Genomic DNA, 23,054 nt, shown 5'->3' with positions numbered 1-23,054 from the left:
TCGTTTCCCAGCTTTCGGATTGGGCCCGGTTGTAGTGGATCAGGGGCGACGAAAACAGGAAACTTTTACCGGCATGCCGCCGTCGCTTTTAGCTGTGGCTCATTTCACCGGGACCTATTTCACCAGGATCTGGCCGACCATGCCGGCCTCGCGGTGGCCGGGGATCAGGCACGAATATTCGAACGTGCCTGACTTGGTGAACTTCCAGACGATCTCGGCCGACTTCTTCGGTGCAAGCCGAACACCGTTCGGTTCGTCATGTTCCATGTGCGGGTTCTCCATCATCGCCTTGGCGTGTTTCAGATTTTCTGCCGTGGTGGCGAGCAGGAATTCGTGGTCATCCTCGCCGGTGTTGCGGATCACAAAGCGGATCTGTTCGCCGCGCTTCACCTCGATGCTGGCGGGCGCGTAGGCCATCTCGCTCATCCCGACCTCGATGGTGCGGGAAGGCTTTTTGGGGTCGCCGGGCTCGCCCGCCGCATAGCTTTGGTGGGCGTGCTGGTCATGGCTGTGCGCCAGGCGCGGCAGGGCTGAAAGCGCGGTTAGCGCCAGCAGGATTGTCACAGTGATTTTCATTCGATGTTCTTTCTCGTGTTTTTCGGAGATGCGCTGCGCAATGGCACAAGACGCCGCAAGCTGCGCAGGCATGGTTGAACGCTCTGACGGACCACGGCATGCGCGCGCAGTCGCAAGCGCGGCTGCCGGTGTCGTTACGTCAGGTCAGGCGATGGGAGGGCGGTAGAGCAGAGGGGGCGCTTTGCCCGGCAGGCGCTGGAAATTCTCGGAAGCGCAGGTCGAAACCGGCTGCGAGGGTTTTGCGATGGCCGGCAGATCGGCCGCGATCGCGGAAAGGCAGAGCATGGCGCAGCAGGGTCCCGGCGAGCCCTTGCCGTCATGCTGATGCTTGGCGTGCTCCTGCGTGGCGTTGTCCGCATCGGCGTGATGTTGATGTATCTCATCATGCCCTTGCGACGCGGCAGCCGCATGTACATGCGCGGCAGCGACCGGCTGCAGCCTGACCATCAGGCAGGATGCGGCGTCGCCGAGCGCGAGCGCAACACCCGGCGCGAGCACGCAAAACAGATAGAGCAGGGCGACAAACCACCCCGCCTTGGCGCGCACAGGCCTCGTCAAGCGAACGAACATGGCGACAATTTAGTGCCCGCTATCGATTTCGCCAAGATGGCAGCTCGTTCTCTCTGTCATTCCGGGGCGTGCGAAGCACGAGCTTTGATGTGCAGTTGCACATCAGAGAATCCATTTCGCTACTGGCCTGCGCCAGGGCGCGCATCCTCGATGTGCAATTGCACATCGGGAATGACGGCGGAGGTCGTCCCTCCACATATGCATGCCCAATATCGCGCCATTGTGGCTTGACCTTAGGCGAATAGACCACGAACTTGCGTCCGCCGTGGCAATTTCTTCTGAACTCACTCGAGATTCCGACCTGTTCGTTCCCGATTCGCGTCGGGCATGGACCCGGCTTGCCGTGGCCGTGCTGATCGGTTCGCTCGGCAGTGTCGGCATGTGGTCGGTGGTGGTCGCGCTTCCCGTCGTGCAGGCGGAGTTCGGGGCGAGCCGGGGCGCCGCCTCTCTGGCCTTCACCATGGTGATGCTCGGGTTTGGTTCCGGCGGGGTGCTGACCGGCAAGATCACCGACCGCTACGGCATCGTCACGGCGATCGGTCTCGGCATCGGCATTCTCGGCCTCGGCTATGTCGTAGCCGGCATGTCATCCTCGATCTGGCAATTCATCCTGGTGCATTTTGCGATCGGGCTCTCTTCGTCGGCGACCTTCGGCCCGCTGATGGCGGAGGCCTCGCACTGGTTCGACCGCTACCGCGGGCTGGCGGTCGCCATCGCCGCCAGCGGCAACTACATCGGCGGTGCGATCTGGCCGCCGCTGGTAAATTTCGGCATGGAGCAGATGGGCTGGCGCACCAGCCACATCGCGATCGGCATCTTCACGGCGGTGGCGATGACGCTGGCGCTGGTTGGCCTGCGCATGCTGATGGGGGCGGGAGCGCAGCGCGATCACGAGAACGCGGCGCCGCCGCGCGTCGACTTGCGGCTCTCCACCAATGCGCTGACGGCGATCCTGTCGCTGGCCGGCATCGCCTGCTGCGTGGCGATGTCGATGCCGCAGGTTCACATCGTCGCCTATTGCGGCGATCTCGGCTATGGCGTGGCGCGGGGCGCCGAAATGCTGTCGCTGATGCTGGGTTTTGGGATCATCAGCCGGATCGGCTCGGGCTTCCTCGCCGACAAGATCGGCGGCATCCGCACGCTGCTGATCGGATCGGTGGCGCAGGGCACCGCGCTGTTGTTCTATTTGTTCTTCGACAGCCTGATCTCGCTCTACATCATCTCCGCGATGTTCGGCCTGTTCCAGGGCGGCATCGTGCCGAGCTACGCAATCATCGTGCGCGAGGCGATGCCGGCGTCGGAGGCCGCAACCCGCGTCGGCATCGTGATCTTCGCCTCCGTGTTCGGCATGTCGTTCGGTGGGTGGATTTCCGGCGCGATCTTCGACGCCACCGGCTCCTACGCCGCCGCGTTCGCCAATGGGCTGGCGTGGAACGCGCTGAACATCGCGGTGATGCTGTTGTTGTTGATGCGGGCGCGCGGGCATTCCGCAAATGCGGGCACCGGCTTTGCCACCTGAATACGCACACACGCGCGGCAGCGTGTGGATTTCTGACGCTGGTCAGGCGTTCTGAAACGCGTGCGAGCGCAGCGGTCGTAGCGCATTGAGATACGCCGCCAATCAATCTCGGTGAGTTTGCCTTGACAGCTTGCCAGCCCCGCAGCCTATGATTTTCTCCAGGGAGGAGCCTGACGATGACCATCACCATTACCGCCTTTGACCGGTCACCCGATGGCGGCAAGGGACTGGCGCGTGATACGCGCGTTCGCTGGGCGCTGGAGGAAGTGGGCCAACCTTACGAGGTTCGTCTTGTTTCGTTCGGAGCGATGAAGGAACCCGCACATCTGGCGCTGCATCCTTTCGGGCAGATTCCGACCTATGAGGAAGGCGATCTCGGCTTGTTCGAGACGGGGGCGATCGTGTTCCATATCGCGGAGCACCATGCGGGCCTGTTGCCGGACGATGCCAATGCAAGGGCGCGCGCGATCACATGGATATTCGCCGCGCTCAGCACGGTGGAGCCGCCAATTCTTGAACTTATGACCGCCAGGATCTTTGAGGGCGACAAGCCCTGGACCGCACAACGTATGCCTCTGGTCCTGGATCGCGTTCGTGACCGGCTGGGCCAGCTTTCCGCTCGCCTTGGCGATGCCGACTGGCTCGATGGCGCGTTCAGCGCGGGCGACCTGATGATGGTGTCGGTGCTGCTCAGGTTGAGAGCGTCGGGTTTGCTGGACGAATATCCGAACCTCTCCGCCTATGTGGCCCGCGGCGAAGCGCGGCCCGCCTACAAGCGTGCCTTCGACGCTCAGTTGGCGGTTAACAAGCCGCCGGCCGGCTGATTGAGGTCCGGCTCGAAGTTGTCATCCGGGTTTTTCCGATCCGTTGACGGCGCGGCGGAGATGTCCTTTTGGAACCAGGGAACCGCCCAGTCACTTATCCGCTTGTTCCAGAGCGCCTGAACGGATGCCCGGCTCTTAATGGCATTTCGATGCGGAAACCGGAGCCGAAGGGGAGGTATAACACCCGAGGAGCAACAACATGACCCCACACACATCAGAGGAATTTCCCACCAGCTTGATCGACTGGAGTCTCTTCGCGATCATGGACGACACGATACCGCCCCGGGATCCCGAAGAAGACGACGAGGACGAGGATGAAGAGGACGAAGAGGACGATGACAATGAACCGCCGGTCGTGCGCGAGCCGGACGAAGACTAGGGCATGATGCTCTTAGGATTGGGCATAGCCTGAGTTTTTTCTCGGGGAGGATAATCCGATGACGCTCGCGCTCGGCAATATCGGAGGTTATGAATTCGACCGCATGGTGGCTGTCGCCGCAATGGCAGGCACGCCTAGTGCGAGTGCAAGTCCAGGAACGGCGTATCGTTGGCGCTGACATAGAAAATGACGACCTTGGTCGTCTCGGTGGCGCTGCGGTTATAGCCGGTCATCGGCACCTTTGGCGGTTCGACCATCGCTTCGCCGGCCTTGACCGTGAGCGGCGGTCGGCCGTCGAGTTCGAGGGTGAAGGCGCCTTCCAGCACATAGACCGTCACCGGAAAACGGTGGGTGTGATAGACCGTCTTGTCGCCCGGCTTGAACGTTGCAGTCATGACCCGCACGGTTTGCTTGTTGTCAGTGGGCAATCCATCGACAATCTGCTGCAGCACCATATTGGGCTTGGCGATATTGGGCGCTGCCGGGCCGTGCTGTTGCGCCAGCGCCGGATTGCTGATGCCGATACCGGCGAGCAGGGCGATGCCCGGGAGGAGATGGCTGCGCATGTATAGCTCCTTTGTTGGCCAATCGCCGCGTTGTTTCGATGCAAAGCTTAAGGGGACATAGCCGTGCCGCGGGAGCCGCAAGATTGCTAGGGCCCGCTCCAAAAGTGCATAATGGGCGCATGTTCGACTGGAACGACCTGAAATATTTTCTCGCCGTTGCGCGCCATGGCAGCACGATTGCCGCCGGCAAGGCACTTGGCACCAGCCAGTCGACCGTGCATCGCCGGCTCGAAGAGCTCGAACGTCGGATCGGGCAGGCGCTGGTGACACGGCAGGCGAGCGGCCATCGCCTGACCGAATACGGCACCACGCTGCTGCCTTTCGCCGAACGCATCGAGGCCGCGGTCGGGGATTTCCAGCGGCGGGCAACCGATGTCGAACAGGACATGAAGGGCGCGATCCGCGTCACCTGTCCGGAGCCGATCGTCATCCGCATGACGCAGTCGGGCCTGATCGACCGATTCCATGCCCGCCATCCGCATCTGCGCGTCGAATTCATTACCAGCGACCGCTATCTCGATCTGTCGAAGGGGGAGGTGGACATAGCCTTCCGCTCCGGCGATACCGATGACGAGCTGATCGGCCGCAAGATCGCGGATTCGTTCTGGGCCGTCTACGCCAGCCGTGACTATGTCGAGCGCCATGGCAAGCCGGCGCGCGTCGAGGACTTGTCACAACATTTTCTCGTAGGCTTCGACGAGACACTGGCCAATCACCGCGCCGCGAAGTGGCTAAAGGACGTCGCACCTGAAGCCAGGATGCCGGTGCGCAACAACAGCGTGCTTGGCCTGGTCTCCGCGGTGAAATCCGGCGCAGGGTTAGGGCCGCTGCCGACGGCGCTCGGCGATGCGGAGCCGGATCTGGTCCGCGTGCTCGGCCCCGTTCCGGAGCTGACACGAAGCTGGCGGCTGTTGACGCATCCCGATATCCGCCGCGTGCCGCGCATCGCCGCCTTCTTCGACTTCATCGTCGAGCAGCGCGACGCGCTGAAATCGATTTTGACCGGATGAGGTCACAGATCGATCGTGATCTCGATCGTCGCCGCCTCGCCGAACCGCGCGCGGACATGCTGGCCGCCGCGTACCGGCAGCATGCCAGTCATCGAGCCGGTGCTAACAGTCTCGCCGGCGCGAAGCCCGTCGCCCCATTGGCGGCGCTGTTCGGCCAGCCACCACAATGGCCGCAGCGGATCGCCCATGACGTCGGCGCCCACGCCCTCGCGCCGCAAGACCCCGTCGATCTCGAGCCGGACCGGCATGGACGCAAGTCCCTCGCGCCAATTCTCGATTCTGTCGCCAAAGACATAGCGTCCCGACGCGCTGCCGTCGGCGAGAATGGCAGGCAGCGGCGGCAGGGCCTTTCTCGGATAGCGGCATTCCGCCACTTCGATGCCGGCGTGAACCTCGGCGATCGCCTCGATCGTCTCGGGAAAAGTCCAGGGCTCGTCGCGCGGCGGCAGGTCGCGCGCGAGCGTGACGAAGAACTCGCATTCGATCAGCGGGTCGAGCAATTCCGCCGCCTTGAAACGTATGGGAGAGGTGCAGGCAAAGCGGCGGAACGTCCGGCCATAGATTGGTCCGTCCAGTTGCAGCTTGCCGCGCACGGCGTCCGTCGTGCCGGCAATCTTCCAGCCCAGCGGTTCCCAGCCTAGCCGTTCTGCCACGAACTGGTTGACCGCGTAGGCAACGTTGGCTGTTTCAGGTACGAGATCATCGGGCAGGGTCACTTGGCTCACGTTGCGCCGCGCGTGCGCGAGCAGGTTCGCCAGTTCTTCCTGTTTTCCGGAAACTGCTTTCACGTTCGCCTCATCGTCCCTGAAACACCGCGGCGCGCCGCTCGATGAAGGATTGAATGCCTTCTTTTGCGTCGGCGCTGTTCAACACGCGTTCGCGCACGGTCGGAATATAGGCGATGGCGGCCTGCTCGCCCTGCTCGACATATCTCAGAGCCGCTTCCTTGGTGACCTGAATGCCGAGCGGCGCATTGCCGGCAATAATCGCGGCGAGCGCCATCGCGCGTTCGATCTGCTGGCCTGCCGGCACCACTTCCTGGACCAATCCGATCTCGCGGGCGCGCGAAGCCGTGAACTCATCACACAGGAACAGATGATACATCGCATTGCCCCAGCCGGTGCGCGACAGGAAGCGGAAATGCGCGCCGCCGAGCGGCGCAATGCCGCGCTTGGATTCCATCTGGCAGAACCGGGCATCGTCGGCGGCAACGACGATGTCGCCCGCCAGCATCAGTTCGATGCCGATGGTGAAGACGATGCCCTGCACCGCTGACACGATCGGCTTCTTGCAGCGCTTGCCGAGGCCGAACACATCGACATTGCCTTCCCTGATATTCCGCTTCTCGGCAGTAGGGCCGAAGAATTTCGGCATGTCGAGGCCGGCCGTGAAATCCTTGCCTTCGGCGCAGATGACGCCGACCCAATAGCTGTCATTGTTGTGCAGTTCCGTCAGGGCGTCCGACAATTGCTCCATCATGATCGGCGAGAACGCGTTCTTCTTGGCGGGGTTGTCGATGATGATCTTGAAAATGCGGTCGTGAGGCTCGGTGCGGATCTTTCCTTCGCTCATGGTCTACCCTCTCGGTCCTGAATGTCCTGGAAATGGCGGTGCGGGGTGTCCGCTAGCGCTCGTATTTGACGGCGAGCGCGGTGCGGATCGCCGCGGCGCGCTCCGGCGAAAAGTGCGATGCGCCGTGGTCGAGCAGGTCGATGAACGATAGCACGCCGCCGCGTGAGCCCCAGCTTCCTTCCTCGATGATGCGGAAATTGATCCACCAGGCGGGCGAGGGCGCCTTCATCCCGCAGGCCTCCGCAAGCGCGGAGTGGATGTTGCGGATGACGGTGGCGCGATCTTCGCGCGTCCAGCAGCAATCCATCACCACGACGTCGAGCACCATGACGTCGCTCGGTCTGTCACAAAGCAGCTCTCCGCCATGCGCGATCATGTCGAGCGGACGCTCCGCAAAATGCACCTGATAGCCGCGGCGCGCCTCCGGCGTGAGTTTGCCGACCTCCGGCACCAGCACGGCATCCGTCAGCGTCTTCGCCAATAGGCGCCGCTGGTCGGACGTCAGCCGCCCCTGCGGCGTCATCACGTGGATAAACGTCATCGATCGTTGCCTCCCGCTACCGGTTATGACAGTTGGCATAGTGTGACCGGGCTGGCTATGTCAAGCGTCATATTCTACAATGACGCGACTCTAGGGGAGTTCCGATGTCGTCCAATACCCGCGCAAAAATGGTGGCAGGCGCCGCCGACCTGATGAGCAGGCGTGGCGTCAACGCCACCAGCATGCGCGACGTGGTCCGCCATACCGGTACGCCGCGCGGCTCGATCGGCCATCATTTTCCGCGCGGCAAGCAGCAACTGATCGAGGACGCGCTGGTGTTTGCGGGCAAACAGGTGAGCGGACCGCTACAGCATCTCACAGAGACACGCGGGGCCGTTGCGGGCCTGCGCGCCTTCATCGCGCTGTGGCGCGGGACACTGGAGCGCACGGAATTCCAGGCCGGCTGTCCGGTGCTTGCGGTCGCGGTTGAGCAATATGTCAACGATGCCACCGAGAAGGATGGCGAGTCTGATGAAGCCGCGCAGCAGCATCTGCTCGATCTCGCCGACAGCATCTTCGCCGATTGGCAGCGGATCATGTTCACGGCGCTGCGGCGCGGGGGCGTGGCGCCGGCGCGCGCCCGGCGGCTTGCCGCGCTCGTCATCGCATCGACAGAAGGAACGGTCGCGATGTGTCGCGCCGCGCGCAGCGCCCAGCCGCTCGACGATGTTAGGCAGGAGCTCGAACTGGTGCTGTCAAGCGCGCTGGCGAAGTGACAGCGAAGCCGCGCTTGCTGCCGTTCAGGTCATCGCGGCTTCGTGACTCCTCGGCTTCGTGACTCCTCAAGGAACGACTGTCCATTCAGAAGAACTCACGATGCCAACGCGGTTAGAAGCATCCGCGCCAGGCTTGCGCTGAGGTAAGGCTTCGGCAGCAGCAGCACGCCAGCATCGAGACGGCCGTGATGTACAAGGGCGTTCTCAGCGTAACCAGAGGTATAAAGCACCTTGAGCTCTGGCCGCCTTTTGACGGCCTCGGTCGCGAGCTGGCGGCCGTTCACTCCCCCGGGGAGCATGACGTCGGTGAACAGCAGGTCAATGCGTTCCGGTCCATCGAGGATGGCCAGCGCCTCGGCCGCATTGCCGGCGGCGAGCGTGCGGAATCCGAAACGGGTGATTTGCGCCAGGACATATTTGCGGACCAGCGGATCGTCCTCGACAATCAAGATCGTCTGGTCGCTATGTTCGCCCGCATATCCGCCAGTTTCGCCGGCAGGCTCTTCCGGACCGCTACCCGTGGCCTGCGGCAGGTATAGCTTTACGCTCGTGCCGTGGCCCACTTCGCTGTAGATCTTGATATGTCCATTCGACTGTCTGGCGAAGCCGTACACCATGCTGAGGCCGAGCCCCGATCCCTTCCCGGCCTCCTTGGTGGTAAAGAACGGTTCAAACACTTTTTCGAGCAGGTTGCTCGGAATACCTTCCCCGGTGTCACTCACGGCAATCATGACATAGTTGCCAGGTCTCACCTCGCTGTTCAGGCGGGCGTAATTTTCATCGAGCACCACGTTCTTTGTTTCCAACGTCAGCTTCCCGCCGTTGGGCATGGCGTCCCGCGCATTCAGGGCGAGGTTCAGGATCGCGGTCGAGAGCTGACTGGGATCGATCAGAGCCGGTGCGGAATCGTGGGCCAGCATCGATTCAATCTCGATGTGCTCGCCGAGGGTCGGCCGCAGCAGCTGCGCTGCATCGATGATCAACGCGTTGACGTCGGTATTGCGCGGCTGCAGCGGCTGCCGGCGGGCGAAGGCCAACAAATGCTTCGTCAGCTCGGCCCCTCTTGCTGCGGCCCCGCCCATCAGATCGGTGATCTGAGTGAGATGTGGGCGATCCTTGACGGCATCGCTGAGGATTTCGATGGTGCCGGTGATCACGGTCAGAATGTTGTTGAAGTCGTGCGCCACGCCACCGGTGAGCTGGCCGATGGCTTCCATCTTCTGCGCTTGCAGGACTTTGGATTCGGTGGTCTCTTTCTCCTCAAAACGCTTGACCATGGCCTCGGCCTCGCGGCGTTGCCTGACTTCCTCCTCGAGTGCGGCATAGGCGTTCGCAAGCTGAATGCGTGTGGGCAGCACCAGGATCCGCGGCAGCGCCAGCAGTAGTGCTGCCGTGACCGGGACCGAGATCAGCGCCAGGAAGGCTTTGGTGAGGGCCTCGATTTCATAGGCCGGCGCCCACATGGTGTAGATCGACAGCAGGCGTGTCACTCCGCAAACCGCGACGAAGATCGCGAATATCAAAAATACGCCCCGGAACATCAGCTCACGGTGGCGCCGCCACACGAAGAACGCGAGGACGAAAGCCGTGGTAAAGAAGGCGACGGCGACCATCGCGTCGGAAACGACATTCAGCCAAATCAATTCCGGCTTCCACAGCAGGCCCGCGCCGTGCTCGGTGAGCTTCGACATGCGAAAAAGCTCCAACAAGCGGCTGCATGCGCGCAGCCGCACGCTTCCGATCTCTCCGTCGGATGACGCAAACTATTCAGCTTTTTTGCAACCTGCGCAAGCGCAGCGCCGGTTCGGCGAATATTGTCGCGCCGATCTGAGAGGCATCAGAACCTGCATGTTGTTCCCGGGAGCCGGCGTGCCTGATTGCAGGGGCAATAGCAGCCTTTGGGATCGAATCAACTCGCGGGGGTTTGGGCTGGGGACGCGGCCAGCGCCTGCCGCATCTCGGCCGGAGTAGCAGGCTCGGCGCCAAGGTCGCGCACCATCCGCACGGCCTCTTCGACCAGCTCGAGATTGGTCGCCTGCGTCCCCAGCGGGGCATCTTCGAGGCCGACGCGGATATGGCCGCCGCGTGCGATCGTATCAGTGAACAGCGGGCGAAGATCGGCGCTCACGCCCGCAATCATCCAGGGCGCGCCGGGCGCTTCCTCCTCCAGCAGTGCGTGGTAGGCCGCGAGCGCATATGGCTTTGGCGGAAAGCCGACCGCGACCAGATTGCAGAACATAAGACGATAGATCGGCACCTTGACGCCGGCCACGCGCGCCAGTGCTGCGCCGGCACGCAGGAAGCCGGGCTCGTAGATCGCAAAGTCGGTATGCAGGCCGTGGCGCGCCGCGAGATCGAGCGCATACCGGATCTGGGATTCAGGATTCATGTAGGTGCCGCCGGGCGCCGCGGTCGCTGTCGTTTTTGTCAGGCTCAAATTGACGCTGCCGGGGTCGATGACGGAAAAATCCAAGAGGCCGCGCGCGGCAAGCTCTTCGAGGTCGGTAAATCGGGCCGCGACGTCGGCGAGCGGGCTGCTGTCGCTGCCTGTGGTTATGAAAGCCGGATAGGAGGGATAGACCGGCACATCGACCTGGTTGCGAATACCTTCGATGATGCGGGCATAGACCTGCCAGTCGTAGGTCTGCGGGCCGCCGCCATCATAGGCATGGACGTGAACGATGGTGGCGCCGGCACGCGCGCAGGCGACGCCCTCGGCGATGATGGTCTCAACGGTATCGGGAATGCCGGGTTGGAGCGCGCGGCCCCACGAGCCGTTCAGCGCCGCCTCGATCCAGACCTTGCGCACGCTATTATTCTCCTGAAGATTTGGTCCTCCCATCTATAGGGCATGTACTCATGACGAGCGATATCCGATTTTCCCGAAGTTCTGGAGACAACATCAGGTTAGAGGCACCGAAGCCGTTCCAATGAATCAGATTTCGCAGTCGGCTGAATTCAAAGCCTTGCGCAAGCCACCAAACGCGCTTAGCCGACAGGGCTCGGTGTCGCTGGCGGCCTTTCGCCGCTCGGAAATGGTAGTTCGCTTGATATCGATTGTCTTTGGCTTCGGCTTGGGACGGGCGGCGGTAGTGATCTTCTTTGATTTGGGATCGTGCCGATGGCGGTTGATCACCCTCGGGGGCTTCGAAGAACCGACACTGATGCCTTCCGACGGAGAAATGCGTTCGTCGACGAGAGCATGATGACTTTTCTTCGAATCGTCATCCCGCACGATCTCTGTGATTTGAGCACGATCTCCGCGTTTGTCGCGAGGGAGAACCGGTACCGACTTTTCGCTAACGCGGCCCTCTGGGTCCGGATCATGCTCCAGAGCAGGCTGCGCCGGCGTCTCGCTGCTCGCAGCAGCAAATTCAAGTCGATCGGCCTTCGCCAACGCAGCATGTGAATCGGAAATATGTGAATCGGACATGCCTACGGTTGTCTCGGCAAGGGGCTGGACGACCACTGCTGCACTACGCACTGGAGTTCTGAGTTCCATTGCCGCCAGCACGCCTACACCCAATGGGATGAGGAGGCCCAACAACATCATTCTCAGCATGATGCTCCTCCGGCTTGTTTAGCGCTGGTGAAAATTCTCCGGTCTAATGAGGCAACTTGGCGGCGGCCCACGTAACAACCCGCCCCACGTACAGGCTGTTTGCCGACAGGGTTAACCGTTAACCGCTAGCCCAGGTGTTCCTCACGCGCGAACATTGAATGAAGGAACAGGATCGCCCATCAAAACGTCGGCGGCGTGCAGGCCGAGATCACTTCGCAGGCTTTTGCGCCGACGCAGCGAAAGCGGTGCGGCCTCCGGCTCTCGAAATAATAGGCGTCGCCGGGATCAAGGATGCGGCGCTCGTCATCGACGGTTACCTCGAGCCGGCCGCTCACCACGATGCCGCCTTCCTCGCCGTCATGGGTCAGCGGCACCCGGCCGGTGTCGCTGCCCGGCTCGTAGCGCTCCTTGAGAATTTGCAAGCTTCGGCCGAACATGGTGTCGCCGACCTGGCGGTAGGAGATCGGCTGCTTGCCGATCTCGGTCAATTCGTCGGACCGGTAGAAGGCCTTGCGCGGCCGCTCCGGTTCGATCGCGAAGAATTCGGCGAGCCCCATCGGCAGCCCATCGAGGATCCGTTTGAGCGCGCCGACCGAGGGGTTCATCTGGTTCGATTCGATCAGCGAGATCGTCGAATTGGTCACGCCGGAACGCTTCGCCAGTTCACGCTGCGACAACTTGTGACGGGCGCGAACGAAGCGGAGTCGCCCACCGATATCGACACTCATCGACAAATCCCTGTTGCAAGTGTTTCGGATCGAACAAATATGCCCCGATGGGGCTAGCAAAATCAATGGGTTGCAGAACCGAAGAAAAGGACTTGTTGTGCCTTCCCGAGCGTGGCCCGGTGGCAGCTTGAGCTGCCAGCAAAGGAGCTACCCGTGACCCTTCATCAGAAGCCGAACACCCTGCAGACCGATTCGTTCTGGATGCCGTTCACGGCCAACCGGCAGTTCAAGAAGGCGCCCCGCCTGTTCGCCTCCGCCGAGGGTATGCATTACACCACCGTCGACGGCCGCAAGGTGATCGACGGTTCGGCCGGCCTCTGGTGCGTCAATGCCGGTCATGGCCGCCGCCAGATCGCCACCGCGGTCGAACGGCAGTTGATGAATCTCGACTTCGCGCCCTCGTTCAACATGGGCCATCCGCTGGCGTTCGATTTCGCCGAGCGGCTCGCCGAGATCGCGCCCAAGGGGCTCGACCGCGTCTTCTTCACCAATTCCGGTTCCGAGTCGGTCGATACCGCGCTGAAGATCGCGCTCGCCTACCAGCGCGCCATCGGGCAGGGAACGCGGACGCGCCTGATCGGCCGCGAGCGCGGCTATCACGGCGTCGGCTTCGGCGGCATGTCGGTCGGCGGCATGGTGGCGAACCGCCGTGCGTTTGCGGCCCATCTGCCTGGCGTCGACCACATCCGTCATACCCATGATCTCGCCCGCAACGCCTTCGCCAAGGACATGCCGGAGCATGGCGCCGAGCTCGCCGACGATCTCGAGCGGATGGTGGCGCTGCATGGCGCCGATACCATCGCCGCCGTCATCGTCGAACCGGTGCCGGGCTCGACCGCGGTGCTGCCGCCGCCGAAGGGTTACCTGAAGCGCTTGCGCGAAATCGCTGACAAGCACGGCATCCTCCTGATCTTCGATGAAGTCATCACCGGCTTCGGCCGCCTCGGCACGCCGTTCGCGGCGGATTATTTCGGCGTCACGCCTGACATGATGACGACCGCCAAGGGCATCACCAACGGCACCGTTCCCTGCGGCGCGGTGTTTGCCAGCCGCAAGATCCACGACGGGCTGATGAACGGTCCGGAAGGCACGATCGAGCTGTTCCACGGCTATACCTATTCGGCGCATCCGACCGCCTGCGCCGCGGGCCTGGCGACGCTCGACATCTACAAGGACGAGGGGCTGCTGACCCGCGGCGCGTCGCTGGCGGACTACTGGCGCGATGCGTTGCATTCGCTGAAGGGCCTGCCGAACGTGGTCGATATCCGCAACATCGGCCTGATGGGCGCGGTCGAAGTCGCGCCGCGCAAGGACGGGGTTGGCGCGCGCGGCTATGACGTCATGGTCGACTGCTTCAATCGTGGGCTTTACCTGCGCATGAGCGGCGACTCCTTCGCGCTGTCGCCACCCTTGATCGTCGAGAAAAGCCATATCGACGACATGGTTTCGATCCTCGGCGACGCGATCAAGCGCGTGGCCTGATCCTTGCTCGCAAGGCATAGCGTTTTCAAGCGAAGTGGACCCCGGTTCGCGTGAAGAGAACGCGTCAAAGATAAAACCTGGACCCCTGTTTCGATTTCAATCGGAGCAGGGCGCCAGAAGCCGCGGCGACCTTGCCGCGGCGGATGCGTGAGGGATCGTGAAAGTCATCGTTCTCGGCAGTGGCGTCATCGGCGTCACGACAGCCTATTATCTGGCGCGCGCCGGCCATGAGGTAACGGTCGTCGACCGTCAGGCTGCGCCTGCGCAGGAAACCAGCTTTGCCAATGCCGGCGAGGTGTCGCCCGGCTATTCCTCGCCCTGGGCGGGGCCGGGCGTGCCGGTGAAGGCCATCAAATGGCTGTTGATGCGGCACGGCCCGCTGGTGATCTGGCCCAAGCTCGATCCTGTGATGTGGATCTGGGGGCTGAAGATGCTGCGCAACTGCACGGCAGAGCGCTATGCCGTCAACAAGAGCCGGATGATTCCGATCGCCGAATACAGCCGCGACTGCTTGCGCGCGCTGCGTGCCGAGATCGGCATCAAGTATGACGAGCGCAGTCGCGGCACGCTGCAGCTCTTTCGCAAGCAGAAGCAGCTCGATGGCACCGGTGACGATATCGCGGTGCTCAAACAATATGGCGTGCCCTACGAAGTGCTCGATCGCACTGGCTGCATCGGTGCGGAGCCGGCGCTCGCGGGCGTGAAGGACAAGTTCGTCGGCGGGCTACGGCTGCCGCAGGACGAAACCGGCGATTGCCACATGTTTACGCAGGCGCTCGCCAAGGAAGCCGCAAAGCTCGGCGTGCAGTTCAGGTTCAATACTGATATCGAGCGGCTGGTCGCGGATGGCGGCAAGATCTCTGGTGTCGTTACCAGTGCAGGCCTGCTGCAGGCCGATGCCTATGTCGCGGCGCTGGGAAGCTGGTCGCCGCGGTTGCTGAAACCGATCGCCATTTCCGTTCCGGTCTATCCGGTGAAGGGCTATTCGATCACGGTCCCCGTCACCGATCCCGACGGCGCGCCGGTCTCGACCGTGATGGACGAGAGCTACAAGGTCGCGATCACGCGGCTGGGTGATCGCATCCGCGTCGGCGGCACCGCTGAGATCTCGGGCTATTCCAACCGGCTCGATGCGGCGCGGCGCGCGACGCTCGACCATTCGCTGACCGACATGTTCCCTCGCGGCGGCGATCTCGGCAAGGCCACGTTCTGGAGCGGCCTGCGCCCGATGACGCCGGACGGACCGCCGGTGATCGGCGCGACGGGTTACAGCAATTTGCACCTCAACACCGGCCACGGCACGCTCGGCTGGACCATGGCCTGCGGCTCGGGGCGGGTGATGGCGGACCTGATATCGGGACGGAAGCCGGATATCGACGTGAGCGAGCTCAGCGTGAGCCGGTACGAACATCGGTTTGGGTAGTGTCGCGCAACACCTGCCCCGTCATCGCGAGCCAACGGGTCGCGCAAATGCGTGCCCGATGACAGGCTCCGCGAAGCAATCCATCTCACGGCGTGGGGATAGATGGATTGCTTCGTCGCAAGAGCTCCTCGCAATGACGGCGGTGTGACGGCGCGTGTGCGTGCCTCTCACCCCGCAGCCGTCACGCAATTCACCCATAGTACCACCGCCTTGGCGTCGACGGCAGGATTTGAAAACCGATGCGGCCGGCGGCTGGCGAAACGAAAACTGTCGCCTTGCTTGAGCGTCCAGGTTTCGGTGTCCACCGTGAGCGTCATCTCGCCTTCCAGTACCAGCCCCGCTTCCTCACCATCATGGGTGTAGAGTTCGTCGCCGGTGTTGCCGCCGGGCTCCATGTGCACGAGAAACAGGTTGAGGCGGTTTTCCGTTCCGGCCGGGCTCAGCAATTGTTTGGAAATGCCGGTGCGCCACAGTTTCAGTTCGGCGCGCTGCAACTGACGCGTCACCACGCCGCCGGAAGCGGCGTCATCGCTTGGCCGCGAGCCGAACAGCGCGGCGATGCCGACGCCGAGCACGTCCGCCAGCGTCGCCAGCACGCGAAGCGAAGGCGACGACAGGCCGCGCTCGATCTGGCTGAGGAAGCCGATCGACAGATCAGTGCGCGCCGCGATCGTCTCCAGCGACAATCTGTGTTCGCGGCGCAGATCGCGAATACGGCGGCCGACCGCAAGGTCCATCGCGGGCTCGGCCGGCCTGGCGGCGGCCTTCGTCCTCGGCTTGCCCTTTGCCTTGCCGGCCTTCACTTTGGCCTTGGGCGCCGGTTTTCGCATTCTGTTGCCACCGCTCACGTCAAACTGCTTCCTTCATGTGCATGAAAATCGCTTGCAATGCCGCGGCAGATGTGACCACAATTTCATAATGGTGAAAATAGGCCTGAACGGCGTCCGCCGCAACTCTTTGGTCTAAGGCGAGCGAAAGTTCGGACCGGCATTCAATCCAGGAGGTGGTGCGATGGCTCTCAAACGTCTCGTTCAGGTCGCGACGGCGGCTTTTGTTCTTGCTGCCGCGGTGCCGGCATCTGCGCAGCAGGTGTTGAAAGTGGGTTCGACGCCGACCGGCGTGCCCTTCACCTTCCTCGACACCAAGACCAACAGCATCCAGGGCATCATGGTCGATCTCATCACCGAGATCGGCAAGGACGCCGGCTTTAAGGTGCAGATCGAGCCGATGCAGTTCTCGACGCTGATCGCCTCGCTCACGTCAAACAAGATCGACATCATCTCGGCGGCGATGTTCGTTACGCCGGCGCGCAAGGAAGTGATCGATTTCTCCGAACCTTTCTACAGCTATGGCGAAGGACTGCTGGTGCCGAAGAGCGACAGCAAGACTTACACCAGGCAGGACGATCTGAAGGGCGAGGTGGTCGGCGCGCAGGTCGGGACTGCCTTTGTCGACGCGCTGAAGAAGTCGGGCCTGTTTAGCGAGGTCAAGGCCTACGACACGATCCCGGATATTTTGCGCGACGTGAATGCCGGACGGCTGAAAGCCGGCTTCGCCGACTACCCGATCCTCGCTTACAACCTCAAGCAGGGCGGTTTCCCCGAGGCGCGCATCGTCGAGAGCTACAAGCCTGCGACCATAGGCTCGGTCGGCATCGGCGTGCGCAAGGGCGACACCGAGTTGCTCGCCAAGATCAACGCGTCGCTGGCGAAGCTGAAGGCGAACGGGACGGTGGAAAAGATCCTCGATAAATGGGGCCTGAAGGTGCAGGGTACCTGATGCAGGCGTTCTGGCGCGACACGGTCGAGTTCCTGCCGATTTTGATGAGCGGCGTGGCGCTGACGATTATCGTCACGATCGGTTCGCTCTTGCTGTCGACCACGCTCGGCCTCGTCTGGGCGCTGATGCGGGTATCCGGCGTAGGTGTTCTCACGGGGTTCAGCGCGGGGCTGATCAACGTGATCCGCGGCATCCCGATCATCGTGCTGCTGTTCTATCTCTACTTCGTGATGCCGGAACTCGGCCTCACGCTGACGGCGCTGCAGGCCGCGATCTTGGGGCTAGGCATCGCCTATTCGGCCTACCAGGCCGAGAATTTCCGCGCCGGCATCGAGGCCATCGACAAGGGACAGATCGAGGCGGCGCAGGCAATCGGCATGGGCTGGTGGCAGACCATGCGCCGCGTGGTGCTGCCGCAGGCGGTCAAGATCGTGCTGCCGCCCTACGGCAACATCATGATCATGATGCTGAAGGATTCCTCGCAGGCTTCGACCATCACGGTCGCCGAACTCGCCCTGCAGGGCAAGCTGATCGCGTCCTCGACCTTCAAGAACACCAGCGTGTTCACGCTGGTTGCGCTGATGTATCTGACCATGAGCATTCCGCTCATCCTTTTGGTCCGTCACTTCGAAAAGCGGGCGGGCCAGAAATGATCGAACTTACCAACGTTCACAAGAGTTTTGGCAAGGTCGAGGTGCTGAAGGGCATCACGGCTTCCGTCGAGAAGGGCGAGGTGGTCTGCATCGTCGGCCCCTCGGGTTCCGGCAAATCCACCATCCTGCGCTGTATCAACGGGCTGGAAAGCTATGACAGCGGCGACATCCTGGTCGAAGGAGCAAAGGTCGATCGCAATGCGCCCTCGATCGTCGCGGTGCGGACCCAGGTCTCGATGGTGTTCCAGCGCTTCAACCTGTTTCCGCACCGCACCGCGCTGGAGAACGTTATTGAAGGGCCGATCTATGTGAAGAAGGAGCCGCGCGCCGCGGCGCTGGAGCGTGGCCGCGCGCTACTGGCGCAGGTCGGGCTTTCCGACAAGATCGAGACCTATCCGCCGCAACTGTCCGGCGGACAGCAGCAGCGCGTCGCGATTGCGCGTGCGCTGGCGATGGAGCCGAAGGCGATATTGTTTGACGAGCCGACCTCGGCGCTCGATCCGGAACTGGTTGGCGACGTACTCTCGGTGATGCGCAAGCTTGCCGATGATGGCATGACCATGGTCGTCGTCACCCATGAGATGGGATTTGCTAGGGACGTCGCGGATCGGGTGCTGTTCATCGACGGCGGCGTGATCGTCGAGCAGGGGCCGGCGAAATCCGTCCTCAACCAGCCGCAGCATGCGCGTACGCAGGACTTTCTGCGGCGCGTGCTGCATCCGCTCTAAGCACCCGGTTACGATCCATGAATGGGCCTGCAACTCTGCCGCTGCCACCAAGCCTCTATGCCGATACTGCGGTGGCGCCGACGCCGACACCGCCGCTCGATGCGGACAAGAATGTTGCGGTCGCGATCATCGGCGGCGGCTTCACCGGGCTGTCCACGGCGCTGCATCTGGCCGAGCAGGGCGTGGAGGCGATCGTGCTGGAGGCGCAACAGCCGGGCTGGGGCGCATCGGGCAACAATGGCGGCCAGGTCAATCCGGGCCTCAAGCACGACCCTGACCAGATCGAGGCCGATTTCGGCGCCGAGCTCGGCGGCCGCATGATCGCGTTTGCCTACGGCACCACCAACTACACCTTCGACCTGATCCGCCGCTACCAGATTCCCTGCGAAGCGCGGCAGAACGGCACGCTGCGCGCGGCCTACAATGAAGCAAGCGCGGCAGGAATCGAAACCACCGCCAGGCAATGCATCCGCCGCGGCATGCCGGTAAAACTTCTGAACCGCGAGCAGATGCGCGAGATCACCGGCACCGACCGCTATCTCTGCGCCATGCTGGACAATCGCGGTGGTGATCTGCATCCGCTGAGCTATGCGCGCGGGCTGGCGCGCGCGGCGATCGCGGCCGGCGCTGCCGTGCATGGCGAAACGGCGGCGCTTTCCTTGTCCCGTGAAGGCGCCGACTGGCGCATCGCGACGCCGCGCGGGATTGTGCGTGCGGAAAAAGTGCTGCTGGCGACCAACGGTTTTACCGGTGATCTCTGGCCGGGCCTGCGCCGCAGCATCGTGCCGGTCTTCTCCTCGATCGCGGCCACAGCGCCGCTATCCGAAGAAGTCGCGCGCACGATCATGCCGACGCGGTCCGTTCTGTATGAGAGCGGTCACATCACGGTCTATTACCGCATCGATCAGCATAATCGCCTGCTGATGGGCGGCCGCGGACCGATGCGCTGGATCAGGAAGCCTGCCGACGTCGCCTATCTCATGCGCTACGCGGAACGGCTTTGGCCGCAGATAAAAGGCGTGAGTTGGACCCATGGCTGGAACAGCCGTCTCGCGATCACGCCCGATCACTATCCCCATGTGCATGAGCCGGCTGAAAATCTTTTGATCTCGCTCGGCTGCAATGGCCGCGGCGTCGCGCTCTCGACCGCGATGGGACAGCAACTGGCGCGCCGCTTGATCGGTGGCAGAACCGCTGAGATCGACATGCCGGTCTCGGACATCAGGCCGATGGCGCTGCATGCGTTCTGGCCGCTCGGCGTCACCGCAGCCGTCGTGGCGGGGCGGGTGCGGGACCGGCTCGGAATCTAGCGGCGCGGCCGCAGACCTTCGATCGACCAAAGAGGCATTGCACTCGTCTTGGACGGAACCTTCCATCCCCGGCGAACGTTCGCTTGCGCAGGGCCAAATTCGAGGAGGTCAACATGCGCAAGCAGCTATTGTTGTCGACGGGAATTATTTGCCTGATGCTGGCGCCGGGTCTGTCGTATGGTCAAGCCCCCGGCGGAAGGAGCGAGGAGCCGAAGCAGATGCAGCCGGGTGCTGCCGGCAAGGGTGCTGCATCGCAAGAACGCGGCGCGGAGCAGAAGGCTCAAGGCGCGATGGGTCGCGAAGAAAGGGGAACCGGTTCCCGGCAGGCCGGGGAAAGGGGCAAGGCTGCGACACCTGGGGCCGATCGTCCGACGGCTGCGAGCGATGACAGCAAGCGTGGACGCGGTGAAGACGCAAGACCGGCAGCGCGCGCGCAGGACGCACGCCAAGGAGGTCGAGAAGGTAAGGACGCCAAGGGCGGCGCCGAGATGAAGCGCGACAGCGGCAAGTCCGCCGCCGAGACCGAGAAGAGCAAGGCGGGAACCGCGGCGTCGCAGAAGGAGCGCGAGGGAACGGCCGCCACGCAGAAGAGGGAGCGCGAGGGCACGACCACCACCCAGAAAGAGCCCGGCCGCGATCAGCGGGGCGAACCCTCAAAGGATGCCGCTCAGCAGAGCAAGGATCGGCCGGGCACTGCGAGCGAAACCACGCGCACGCAGACCCAGACCAGCCAGACGCAGAGCCAGCAGTCCGGGATCTCGACCGACAAGCAGGTGCGCATTTCCGAGACGCTGACCCGTGAGCGGCTGGCGCCGCCTCAGCGCAATCTCAACGTCTCGATCCGGGTGGGCGAGCGAATCCCGCGGCACGTGCGGGTCCAACGGCTGCCGGCCGCAATCATCTCGATCGAGCCGCAGTACCGCGGTTATGACTACTTCACAACCGAAGAGGAAATCGTGATCGTCGAGCCTCGCACGCAGCGGATCGTAAGCCAGATCCCGCGTGACGCATCGCGCATTCGCGCCGCGGGCGGCGAGACCGGCAGTGGACGTGCAGCCGACGCGATGGCCCAGGCCGGCGGAGCGCCTTGCCGTATCATGAGCCGGGATACTGCGGGCAATGTCACCGAAGTCTCGCCCACAACCGTTGGTTCGACCGCGCCGCAGGATTCGATCAGCGTCACCGTTCGTGCGCCGGGCGGCGGAGGGTCAACGAACCCGATTGCATTGGGTGCATCCGATGGACAGATCGTGGTCGCAATGCAAGGCGGCGACTGCACCGTAACGATCGAGCCGCAGACGCGATAGAGAAGCGAAACGGCGCCATCACGCCGATCATCGCCGAGCAAGTGAAAGTGCGGCACGCGTGCCGCATTTTCTTCAGATGCAGCTTCAGCCCTCCGCCACCGCCTCGCTCCAGGCGTGGAACGGCTCGGTGGCGCCGCTGTTGATTTCGCCGTCGCGCAGCACAATGCTGGGGCAGGCGAACTTCATCGGCAGGGCTTGGATGCGCGCTTCCTCGTAATCGAAGCGCGCGCCGAGCGCCTCGCGCGCAGCCTGAGGCAGACGTTTGTCGCCGATCACGACTGCGCCTTCGCTCGCGTCGATGCGCGGCTGATGGATCGCGGCGTCGAGGTCCATGCCGTAATCCATCACGAATGACAGAAGCTGCGTCACCGCCGGCAGGATGCGCCGCCCGCCGGAAGCGCCGACCGCAACGCGGCGGCCATCGGCCGCCTGCGCCAGCACCGGCGTGTAATTGGTGAGGCAGCGTTTTCCCGGCGCCAGCGAATTCGGCGTGCCCGGCGTCGGATCGAACCACATGATGCCGTTGTTCATGGTGATGCCGGTCTGGCTGGATACGAATTTGGACCCGAACGTCGACAGCAGGGTCTGCGTCACCGCCGCCATGTTGCCGTCGCGATCGACCGCAGAAAAATGCGTGGTGCAAGCCGGCGCCAGCGCTTCCGCACCGAGCGCGCGCCTGCCGTCTTCGTCGCCCATGTCCTTCAGGCGCTCGCGATAGGCTGATTGCAGCGCCGATGCATAGGCGAGGTAGGCCGCCGCATCCGGTCCGCTGCGCGCCGGCTTGAGATTTTCCTGCAGCAGGCCGAGCGTGCGCGCCAGCGTGGGGCCGGCGGTGAGCTCTGGCGTCGCGAACACCTTGCCGCCACGATACGAGATCGCCAGCGGCTCACGCAGATGCGCGCGAAACGGCGCGAGGTCTTCCACCGACAGCGCGCCGCCGGCGGCCTGGATGTCGGCGGCGAGACTCTTCGCCAGATCGCCTTCGTAGAAGTCGCGCGGGCCGGCGCTGGCGAGCTGCGCCATCGTGGCCTTGAGCGGGTCCTGCGGCATGCGAACCACCGACTTGATGCCCCATTGCGGATTCGGCGGCAGCCCGTCCTGCAGATAGGCCGCGGCGCTCGCGGGATAACGCCGGAGGTCCGCCGCTGCGCTCGAAATCATCAGCGTCGTCCACCAGTCGACCAGGAGGCCTTCGCCGGCGAGCTCGACGCTCGGCGCCAGCAACTCCTTCCACGGCAATTTGGCGTGGCGGCGATGCGCTTCTTCCATGCCAGCGACCACGCCGGGGACGGCGATCGAGCCGGGGCCACGAATGTTGCGGTCGTCCTTCACCCGCGGCCATGGAAAAATATCGGAAGCCGCGCCACCGCCGGTCAGCGGATAATCCGCTGGCCGCAGGCTTAACGGCGCACGCATGCCGTAGTCGATCACCTCATAGCGGTCTTCGCGCGCGCGGTAGAGCACCATCGCGCCGCCGCCGCCGGGTCCGCTCATCCAGGGCTCCAGCACGCCAAGCGCAAACGTCGTCGCGATGACAGCATCGACGCAGTCACCGCCGGCAGCCAGCACCTCGGCGCCGACTTCCGCCGCCCGGCTCGATTGCGCGGCAACGATGCCGCCTTTGGAGGTGACGGCCGGTTTGCGGATCACTTGGGTATTCGAGAACTGGTCGCGCATCAAATTTGCCTTGGTTTTTGTGATGTTTGTAGAGGCTGCCGCGATCGATCGACATCAGCCCGTCGATGGCCGTTCTAGGCGAATTTCAGCGACCCAGGAAGAACCCTGGCGCTAAGCCGTTGGGCTTTTTCA

At 63.3% G+C, this 23,054-nt stretch carries 24 protein-coding genes; 12 read left to right on the top strand and 12 right to left on the bottom strand.

Annotated features, from left to right (window positions below; genetic code table 11):
• Positions 1 to 114: 114 nt before the first annotated feature.
• Positions 115 to 576: a cupredoxin family protein gene (locus GWE18_RS16595; RefSeq protein ID WP_275186769.1), complete on the bottom strand. Its 462-nt coding sequence runs from the start codon at positions 574 to 576 to the stop codon at positions 115 to 117.
• A gap of 144 nt (positions 577 to 720) precedes the next feature.
• Positions 721 to 1,146, bottom strand: coding sequence for a hypothetical protein (locus GWE18_RS16590; protein WP_275186768.1), 426 nt, complete (start codon positions 1,144 to 1,146; stop codon positions 721 to 723).
• A gap of 265 nt (positions 1,147 to 1,411) precedes the next feature.
• On the opposite strand from GWE18_RS16590, the gene GWE18_RS16585 reads away from it, so the two are divergent.
• The 3 genes from GWE18_RS16585 (at position 1,412) to GWE18_RS16575 (ending at position 3,868) form a co-directional block, all read left to right on the top strand.
• Positions 1,412 to 2,665: an MFS transporter gene (locus GWE18_RS16585; RefSeq protein WP_275186767.1), complete on the top strand. Its 1,254-nt coding sequence runs from the start codon at positions 1,412 to 1,414 to the stop codon at positions 2,663 to 2,665.
• Between the two features lie 176 nt (positions 2,666 to 2,841).
• A complete protein-coding gene (locus GWE18_RS16580) occupies positions 2,842 to 3,489 on the top strand; it encodes a glutathione S-transferase family protein (RefSeq protein ID WP_275186766.1) in 648 nt (215 codons plus the stop codon).
• A gap of 199 nt (positions 3,490 to 3,688) precedes the next feature.
• Positions 3,689 to 3,868 (top strand): hypothetical protein, encoded by a 180-nt coding sequence (locus GWE18_RS16575; protein WP_275186765.1) that lies wholly within the window; start codon positions 3,689 to 3,691, stop codon positions 3,866 to 3,868.
• 134 nt (positions 3,869 to 4,002) lie between these two features.
• Here the strand turns inward: GWE18_RS16575 and GWE18_RS16570 are convergent, their stop codons facing one another.
• Complete coding sequence (locus GWE18_RS16570; RefSeq protein ID WP_275186764.1) at positions 4,003 to 4,434, bottom strand: cupin domain-containing protein; 432 nt, start codon at positions 4,432 to 4,434, stop codon at positions 4,003 to 4,005.
• A 119-nt stretch (positions 4,435 to 4,553) separates the two neighbouring features.
• On the opposite strand from GWE18_RS16570, the gene GWE18_RS16565 reads away from it, so the two are divergent.
• Positions 4,554 to 5,444 (top strand): LysR family transcriptional regulator, encoded by an 891-nt coding sequence (locus GWE18_RS16565; protein ID WP_275186763.1) that lies wholly within the window; start codon positions 4,554 to 4,556, stop codon positions 5,442 to 5,444.
• A 2-nt stretch (positions 5,445 to 5,446) separates the two neighbouring features.
• Here GWE18_RS16565 and GWE18_RS16560 read toward each other — a convergent pair whose 3' ends face one another.
• Genes GWE18_RS16560 through GWE18_RS16550 form a run of 3 tightly spaced genes read right to left on the bottom strand, consistent with a single transcriptional unit; the run spans position 5,447 to position 7,557 of the window.
• A complete protein-coding gene (locus tag GWE18_RS16560; protein WP_275186762.1) occupies positions 5,447 to 6,232 on the bottom strand; it encodes a hydratase in 786 nt (261 codons plus the stop codon).
• A 7-nt stretch (positions 6,233 to 6,239) separates the two neighbouring features.
• Positions 6,240 to 7,016 (bottom strand): crotonase/enoyl-CoA hydratase family protein, encoded by a 777-nt coding sequence (locus GWE18_RS16555; RefSeq protein ID WP_275186761.1) that lies wholly within the window; start codon positions 7,014 to 7,016, stop codon positions 6,240 to 6,242.
• A 52-nt stretch (positions 7,017 to 7,068) separates the two neighbouring features.
• On the bottom strand, positions 7,069 to 7,557 hold the full coding sequence (locus GWE18_RS16550; RefSeq protein ID WP_275186760.1) for a tautomerase enzyme: 489 nt from the start codon (positions 7,555 to 7,557) through the stop codon (positions 7,069 to 7,071).
• A 104-nt stretch (positions 7,558 to 7,661) separates the two neighbouring features.
• Between GWE18_RS16550 and GWE18_RS16545 the strand changes: the two genes are divergently transcribed.
• Positions 7,662 to 8,273: a helix-turn-helix domain-containing protein gene (locus tag GWE18_RS16545; RefSeq protein WP_275186759.1), complete on the top strand. Its 612-nt coding sequence runs from the start codon at positions 7,662 to 7,664 to the stop codon at positions 8,271 to 8,273.
• 95 nt (positions 8,274 to 8,368) lie between these two features.
• Here GWE18_RS16545 and GWE18_RS16540 read toward each other — a convergent pair whose 3' ends face one another.
• From GWE18_RS16540 to GWE18_RS16525, 4 genes are all read right to left on the bottom strand, one after another.
• Positions 8,369 to 9,964, bottom strand: coding sequence for an ATP-binding protein (locus GWE18_RS16540; protein ID WP_275186758.1), 1,596 nt, complete (start codon positions 9,962 to 9,964; stop codon positions 8,369 to 8,371).
• A 218-nt stretch (positions 9,965 to 10,182) separates the two neighbouring features.
• Entirely contained in the window at positions 10,183 to 11,082 is a 900-nt protein-coding gene (locus tag GWE18_RS16535; protein WP_275186757.1) for a 3-keto-5-aminohexanoate cleavage protein, read from the bottom strand.
• A 126-nt stretch (positions 11,083 to 11,208) separates the two neighbouring features.
• Entirely contained in the window at positions 11,209 to 11,835 is a 627-nt protein-coding gene (locus GWE18_RS16530; RefSeq protein ID WP_275186756.1) for a hypothetical protein, read from the bottom strand.
• 179 nt (positions 11,836 to 12,014) lie between these two features.
• Positions 12,015 to 12,563 (bottom strand): cupin domain-containing protein, encoded by a 549-nt coding sequence (locus GWE18_RS16525; protein WP_275186755.1) that lies wholly within the window; start codon positions 12,561 to 12,563, stop codon positions 12,015 to 12,017.
• Positions 12,564 to 12,716: 153 nt separating this feature from the next.
• On the opposite strand from GWE18_RS16525, the gene GWE18_RS16520 reads away from it, so the two are divergent.
• Both GWE18_RS16520 and GWE18_RS16515 read left to right on the top strand, forming a co-directional pair.
• Positions 12,717 to 14,045, top strand: coding sequence for an aspartate aminotransferase family protein (locus GWE18_RS16520; RefSeq protein WP_275186754.1), 1,329 nt, complete (start codon positions 12,717 to 12,719; stop codon positions 14,043 to 14,045).
• Positions 14,046 to 14,202: 157 nt separating this feature from the next.
• On the top strand, positions 14,203 to 15,468 hold the full coding sequence (locus GWE18_RS16515; protein ID WP_275186753.1) for a D-amino acid dehydrogenase: 1,266 nt from the start codon (positions 14,203 to 14,205) through the stop codon (positions 15,466 to 15,468).
• A 167-nt stretch (positions 15,469 to 15,635) separates the two neighbouring features.
• Here the strand turns inward: GWE18_RS16515 and GWE18_RS16510 are convergent, their stop codons facing one another.
• Entirely contained in the window at positions 15,636 to 16,298 is a 663-nt protein-coding gene (locus GWE18_RS16510; RefSeq protein ID WP_275186752.1) for a cupin domain-containing protein, read from the bottom strand.
• A 181-nt stretch (positions 16,299 to 16,479) separates the two neighbouring features.
• On the opposite strand from GWE18_RS16510, the gene GWE18_RS16505 reads away from it, so the two are divergent.
• The 5 genes from GWE18_RS16505 (at position 16,480) to GWE18_RS16485 (ending at position 21,245) form a co-directional block, all read left to right on the top strand.
• Complete coding sequence (locus GWE18_RS16505) at positions 16,480 to 17,247, top strand: ABC transporter substrate-binding protein (protein WP_275186751.1); 768 nt, start codon at positions 16,480 to 16,482, stop codon at positions 17,245 to 17,247.
• Complete coding sequence (locus GWE18_RS16500) at positions 17,247 to 17,900, top strand: amino acid ABC transporter permease (protein ID WP_275186750.1); 654 nt, start codon at positions 17,247 to 17,249, stop codon at positions 17,898 to 17,900. Before GWE18_RS16505 ends, GWE18_RS16500 begins: the two co-directional genes overlap by 1 nt.
• Positions 17,897 to 18,628 carry an amino acid ABC transporter ATP-binding protein gene (locus GWE18_RS16495; protein ID WP_275186749.1) on the top strand — a complete coding sequence of 244 codons (732 nt, stop codon included), beginning with the start codon at positions 17,897 to 17,899 and terminating at the stop codon, positions 18,626 to 18,628. Before GWE18_RS16500 ends, GWE18_RS16495 begins: the two co-directional genes overlap by 4 nt.
• Before the next feature lie 17 nt (positions 18,629 to 18,645).
• Complete coding sequence (locus GWE18_RS16490; RefSeq protein WP_275186748.1) at positions 18,646 to 19,938, top strand: FAD-binding oxidoreductase; 1,293 nt, start codon at positions 18,646 to 18,648, stop codon at positions 19,936 to 19,938.
• A 113-nt stretch (positions 19,939 to 20,051) separates the two neighbouring features.
• Positions 20,052 to 21,245, top strand: a complete 1,194-nt coding sequence (locus tag GWE18_RS16485; RefSeq protein ID WP_275186747.1) for a DUF1236 domain-containing protein — start codon at positions 20,052 to 20,054, stop codon at positions 21,243 to 21,245.
• 84 nt (positions 21,246 to 21,329) lie between these two features.
• On the opposite strand, the gene GWE18_RS16480 is transcribed toward GWE18_RS16485, so the two are convergent.
• Entirely contained in the window at positions 21,330 to 22,922 is a 1,593-nt protein-coding gene (locus tag GWE18_RS16480) for a gamma-glutamyltransferase (RefSeq protein ID WP_275186746.1), read from the bottom strand.
• Positions 22,923 to 23,054 lie beyond the last annotated feature (132 nt).

This window comes from Bradyrhizobium sp. CSA112, assembly GCF_029051645.1.
In the GTDB taxonomy this organism is placed as follows: domain Bacteria; phylum Pseudomonadota; class Alphaproteobacteria; order Rhizobiales; family Xanthobacteraceae; genus Bradyrhizobium.
This window is presented reverse-complemented; position numbering and strand designations above follow the sequence as displayed.

Coding starts and splice junctions, on each gene's coding strand:
- GWE18_RS16595 (WP_275186769.1), bottom strand. CDS start 576: ATGAAAATCACTGTGACAATCCTGCTGGCGCTAACCGCGCTTTCAGCC.
- GWE18_RS16590 (WP_275186768.1), bottom strand. CDS start 1,146: ATGTTCGTTCGCTTGACGAGGCCTGTGCGCGCCAAGGCGGGGTGGTTT.
- GWE18_RS16580 (WP_275186766.1), top strand. CDS start 2,842: ATGACCATCACCATTACCGCCTTTGACCGGTCACCCGATGGCGGCAAG.
- GWE18_RS16575 (WP_275186765.1), top strand. CDS start 3,689: ATGACCCCACACACATCAGAGGAATTTCCCACCAGCTTGATCGACTGG.
- GWE18_RS16570 (WP_275186764.1), bottom strand. CDS start 4,434: ATGCGCAGCCATCTCCTCCCGGGCATCGCCCTGCTCGCCGGTATCGGC.
- GWE18_RS16565 (WP_275186763.1), top strand. CDS start 4,554: ATGTTCGACTGGAACGACCTGAAATATTTTCTCGCCGTTGCGCGCCAT.
- GWE18_RS16555 (WP_275186761.1), bottom strand. CDS start 7,016: ATGAGCGAAGGAAAGATCCGCACCGAGCCTCACGACCGCATTTTCAAG.
- GWE18_RS16550 (WP_275186760.1), bottom strand. CDS start 7,557: ATGACGTTTATCCACGTGATGACGCCGCAGGGGCGGCTGACGTCCGAC.
- GWE18_RS16545 (WP_275186759.1), top strand. CDS start 7,662: ATGTCGTCCAATACCCGCGCAAAAATGGTGGCAGGCGCCGCCGACCTG.
- GWE18_RS16540 (WP_275186758.1), bottom strand. CDS start 9,964: ATGTCGAAGCTCACCGAGCACGGCGCGGGCCTGCTGTGGAAGCCGGAA.
- GWE18_RS16530 (WP_275186756.1), bottom strand. CDS start 11,835: ATGCTGAGAATGATGTTGTTGGGCCTCCTCATCCCATTGGGTGTAGGC.
- GWE18_RS16525 (WP_275186755.1), bottom strand. CDS start 12,563: ATGAGTGTCGATATCGGTGGGCGACTCCGCTTCGTTCGCGCCCGTCAC.
- GWE18_RS16510 (WP_275186752.1), bottom strand. CDS start 16,298: ATGCGAAAACCGGCGCCCAAGGCCAAAGTGAAGGCCGGCAAGGCAAAG.
- GWE18_RS16505 (WP_275186751.1), top strand. CDS start 16,480: ATGGCTCTCAAACGTCTCGTTCAGGTCGCGACGGCGGCTTTTGTTCTT.
- GWE18_RS16500 (WP_275186750.1), top strand. CDS start 17,247: ATGCAGGCGTTCTGGCGCGACACGGTCGAGTTCCTGCCGATTTTGATG.
- GWE18_RS16495 (WP_275186749.1), top strand. CDS start 17,897: ATGATCGAACTTACCAACGTTCACAAGAGTTTTGGCAAGGTCGAGGTG.
- GWE18_RS16490 (WP_275186748.1), top strand. CDS start 18,646: ATGAATGGGCCTGCAACTCTGCCGCTGCCACCAAGCCTCTATGCCGAT.
- GWE18_RS16485 (WP_275186747.1), top strand. CDS start 20,052: ATGCGCAAGCAGCTATTGTTGTCGACGGGAATTATTTGCCTGATGCTG.
- GWE18_RS16480 (WP_275186746.1), bottom strand. CDS start 22,922: ATGCGCGACCAGTTCTCGAATACCCAAGTGATCCGCAAACCGGCCGTC.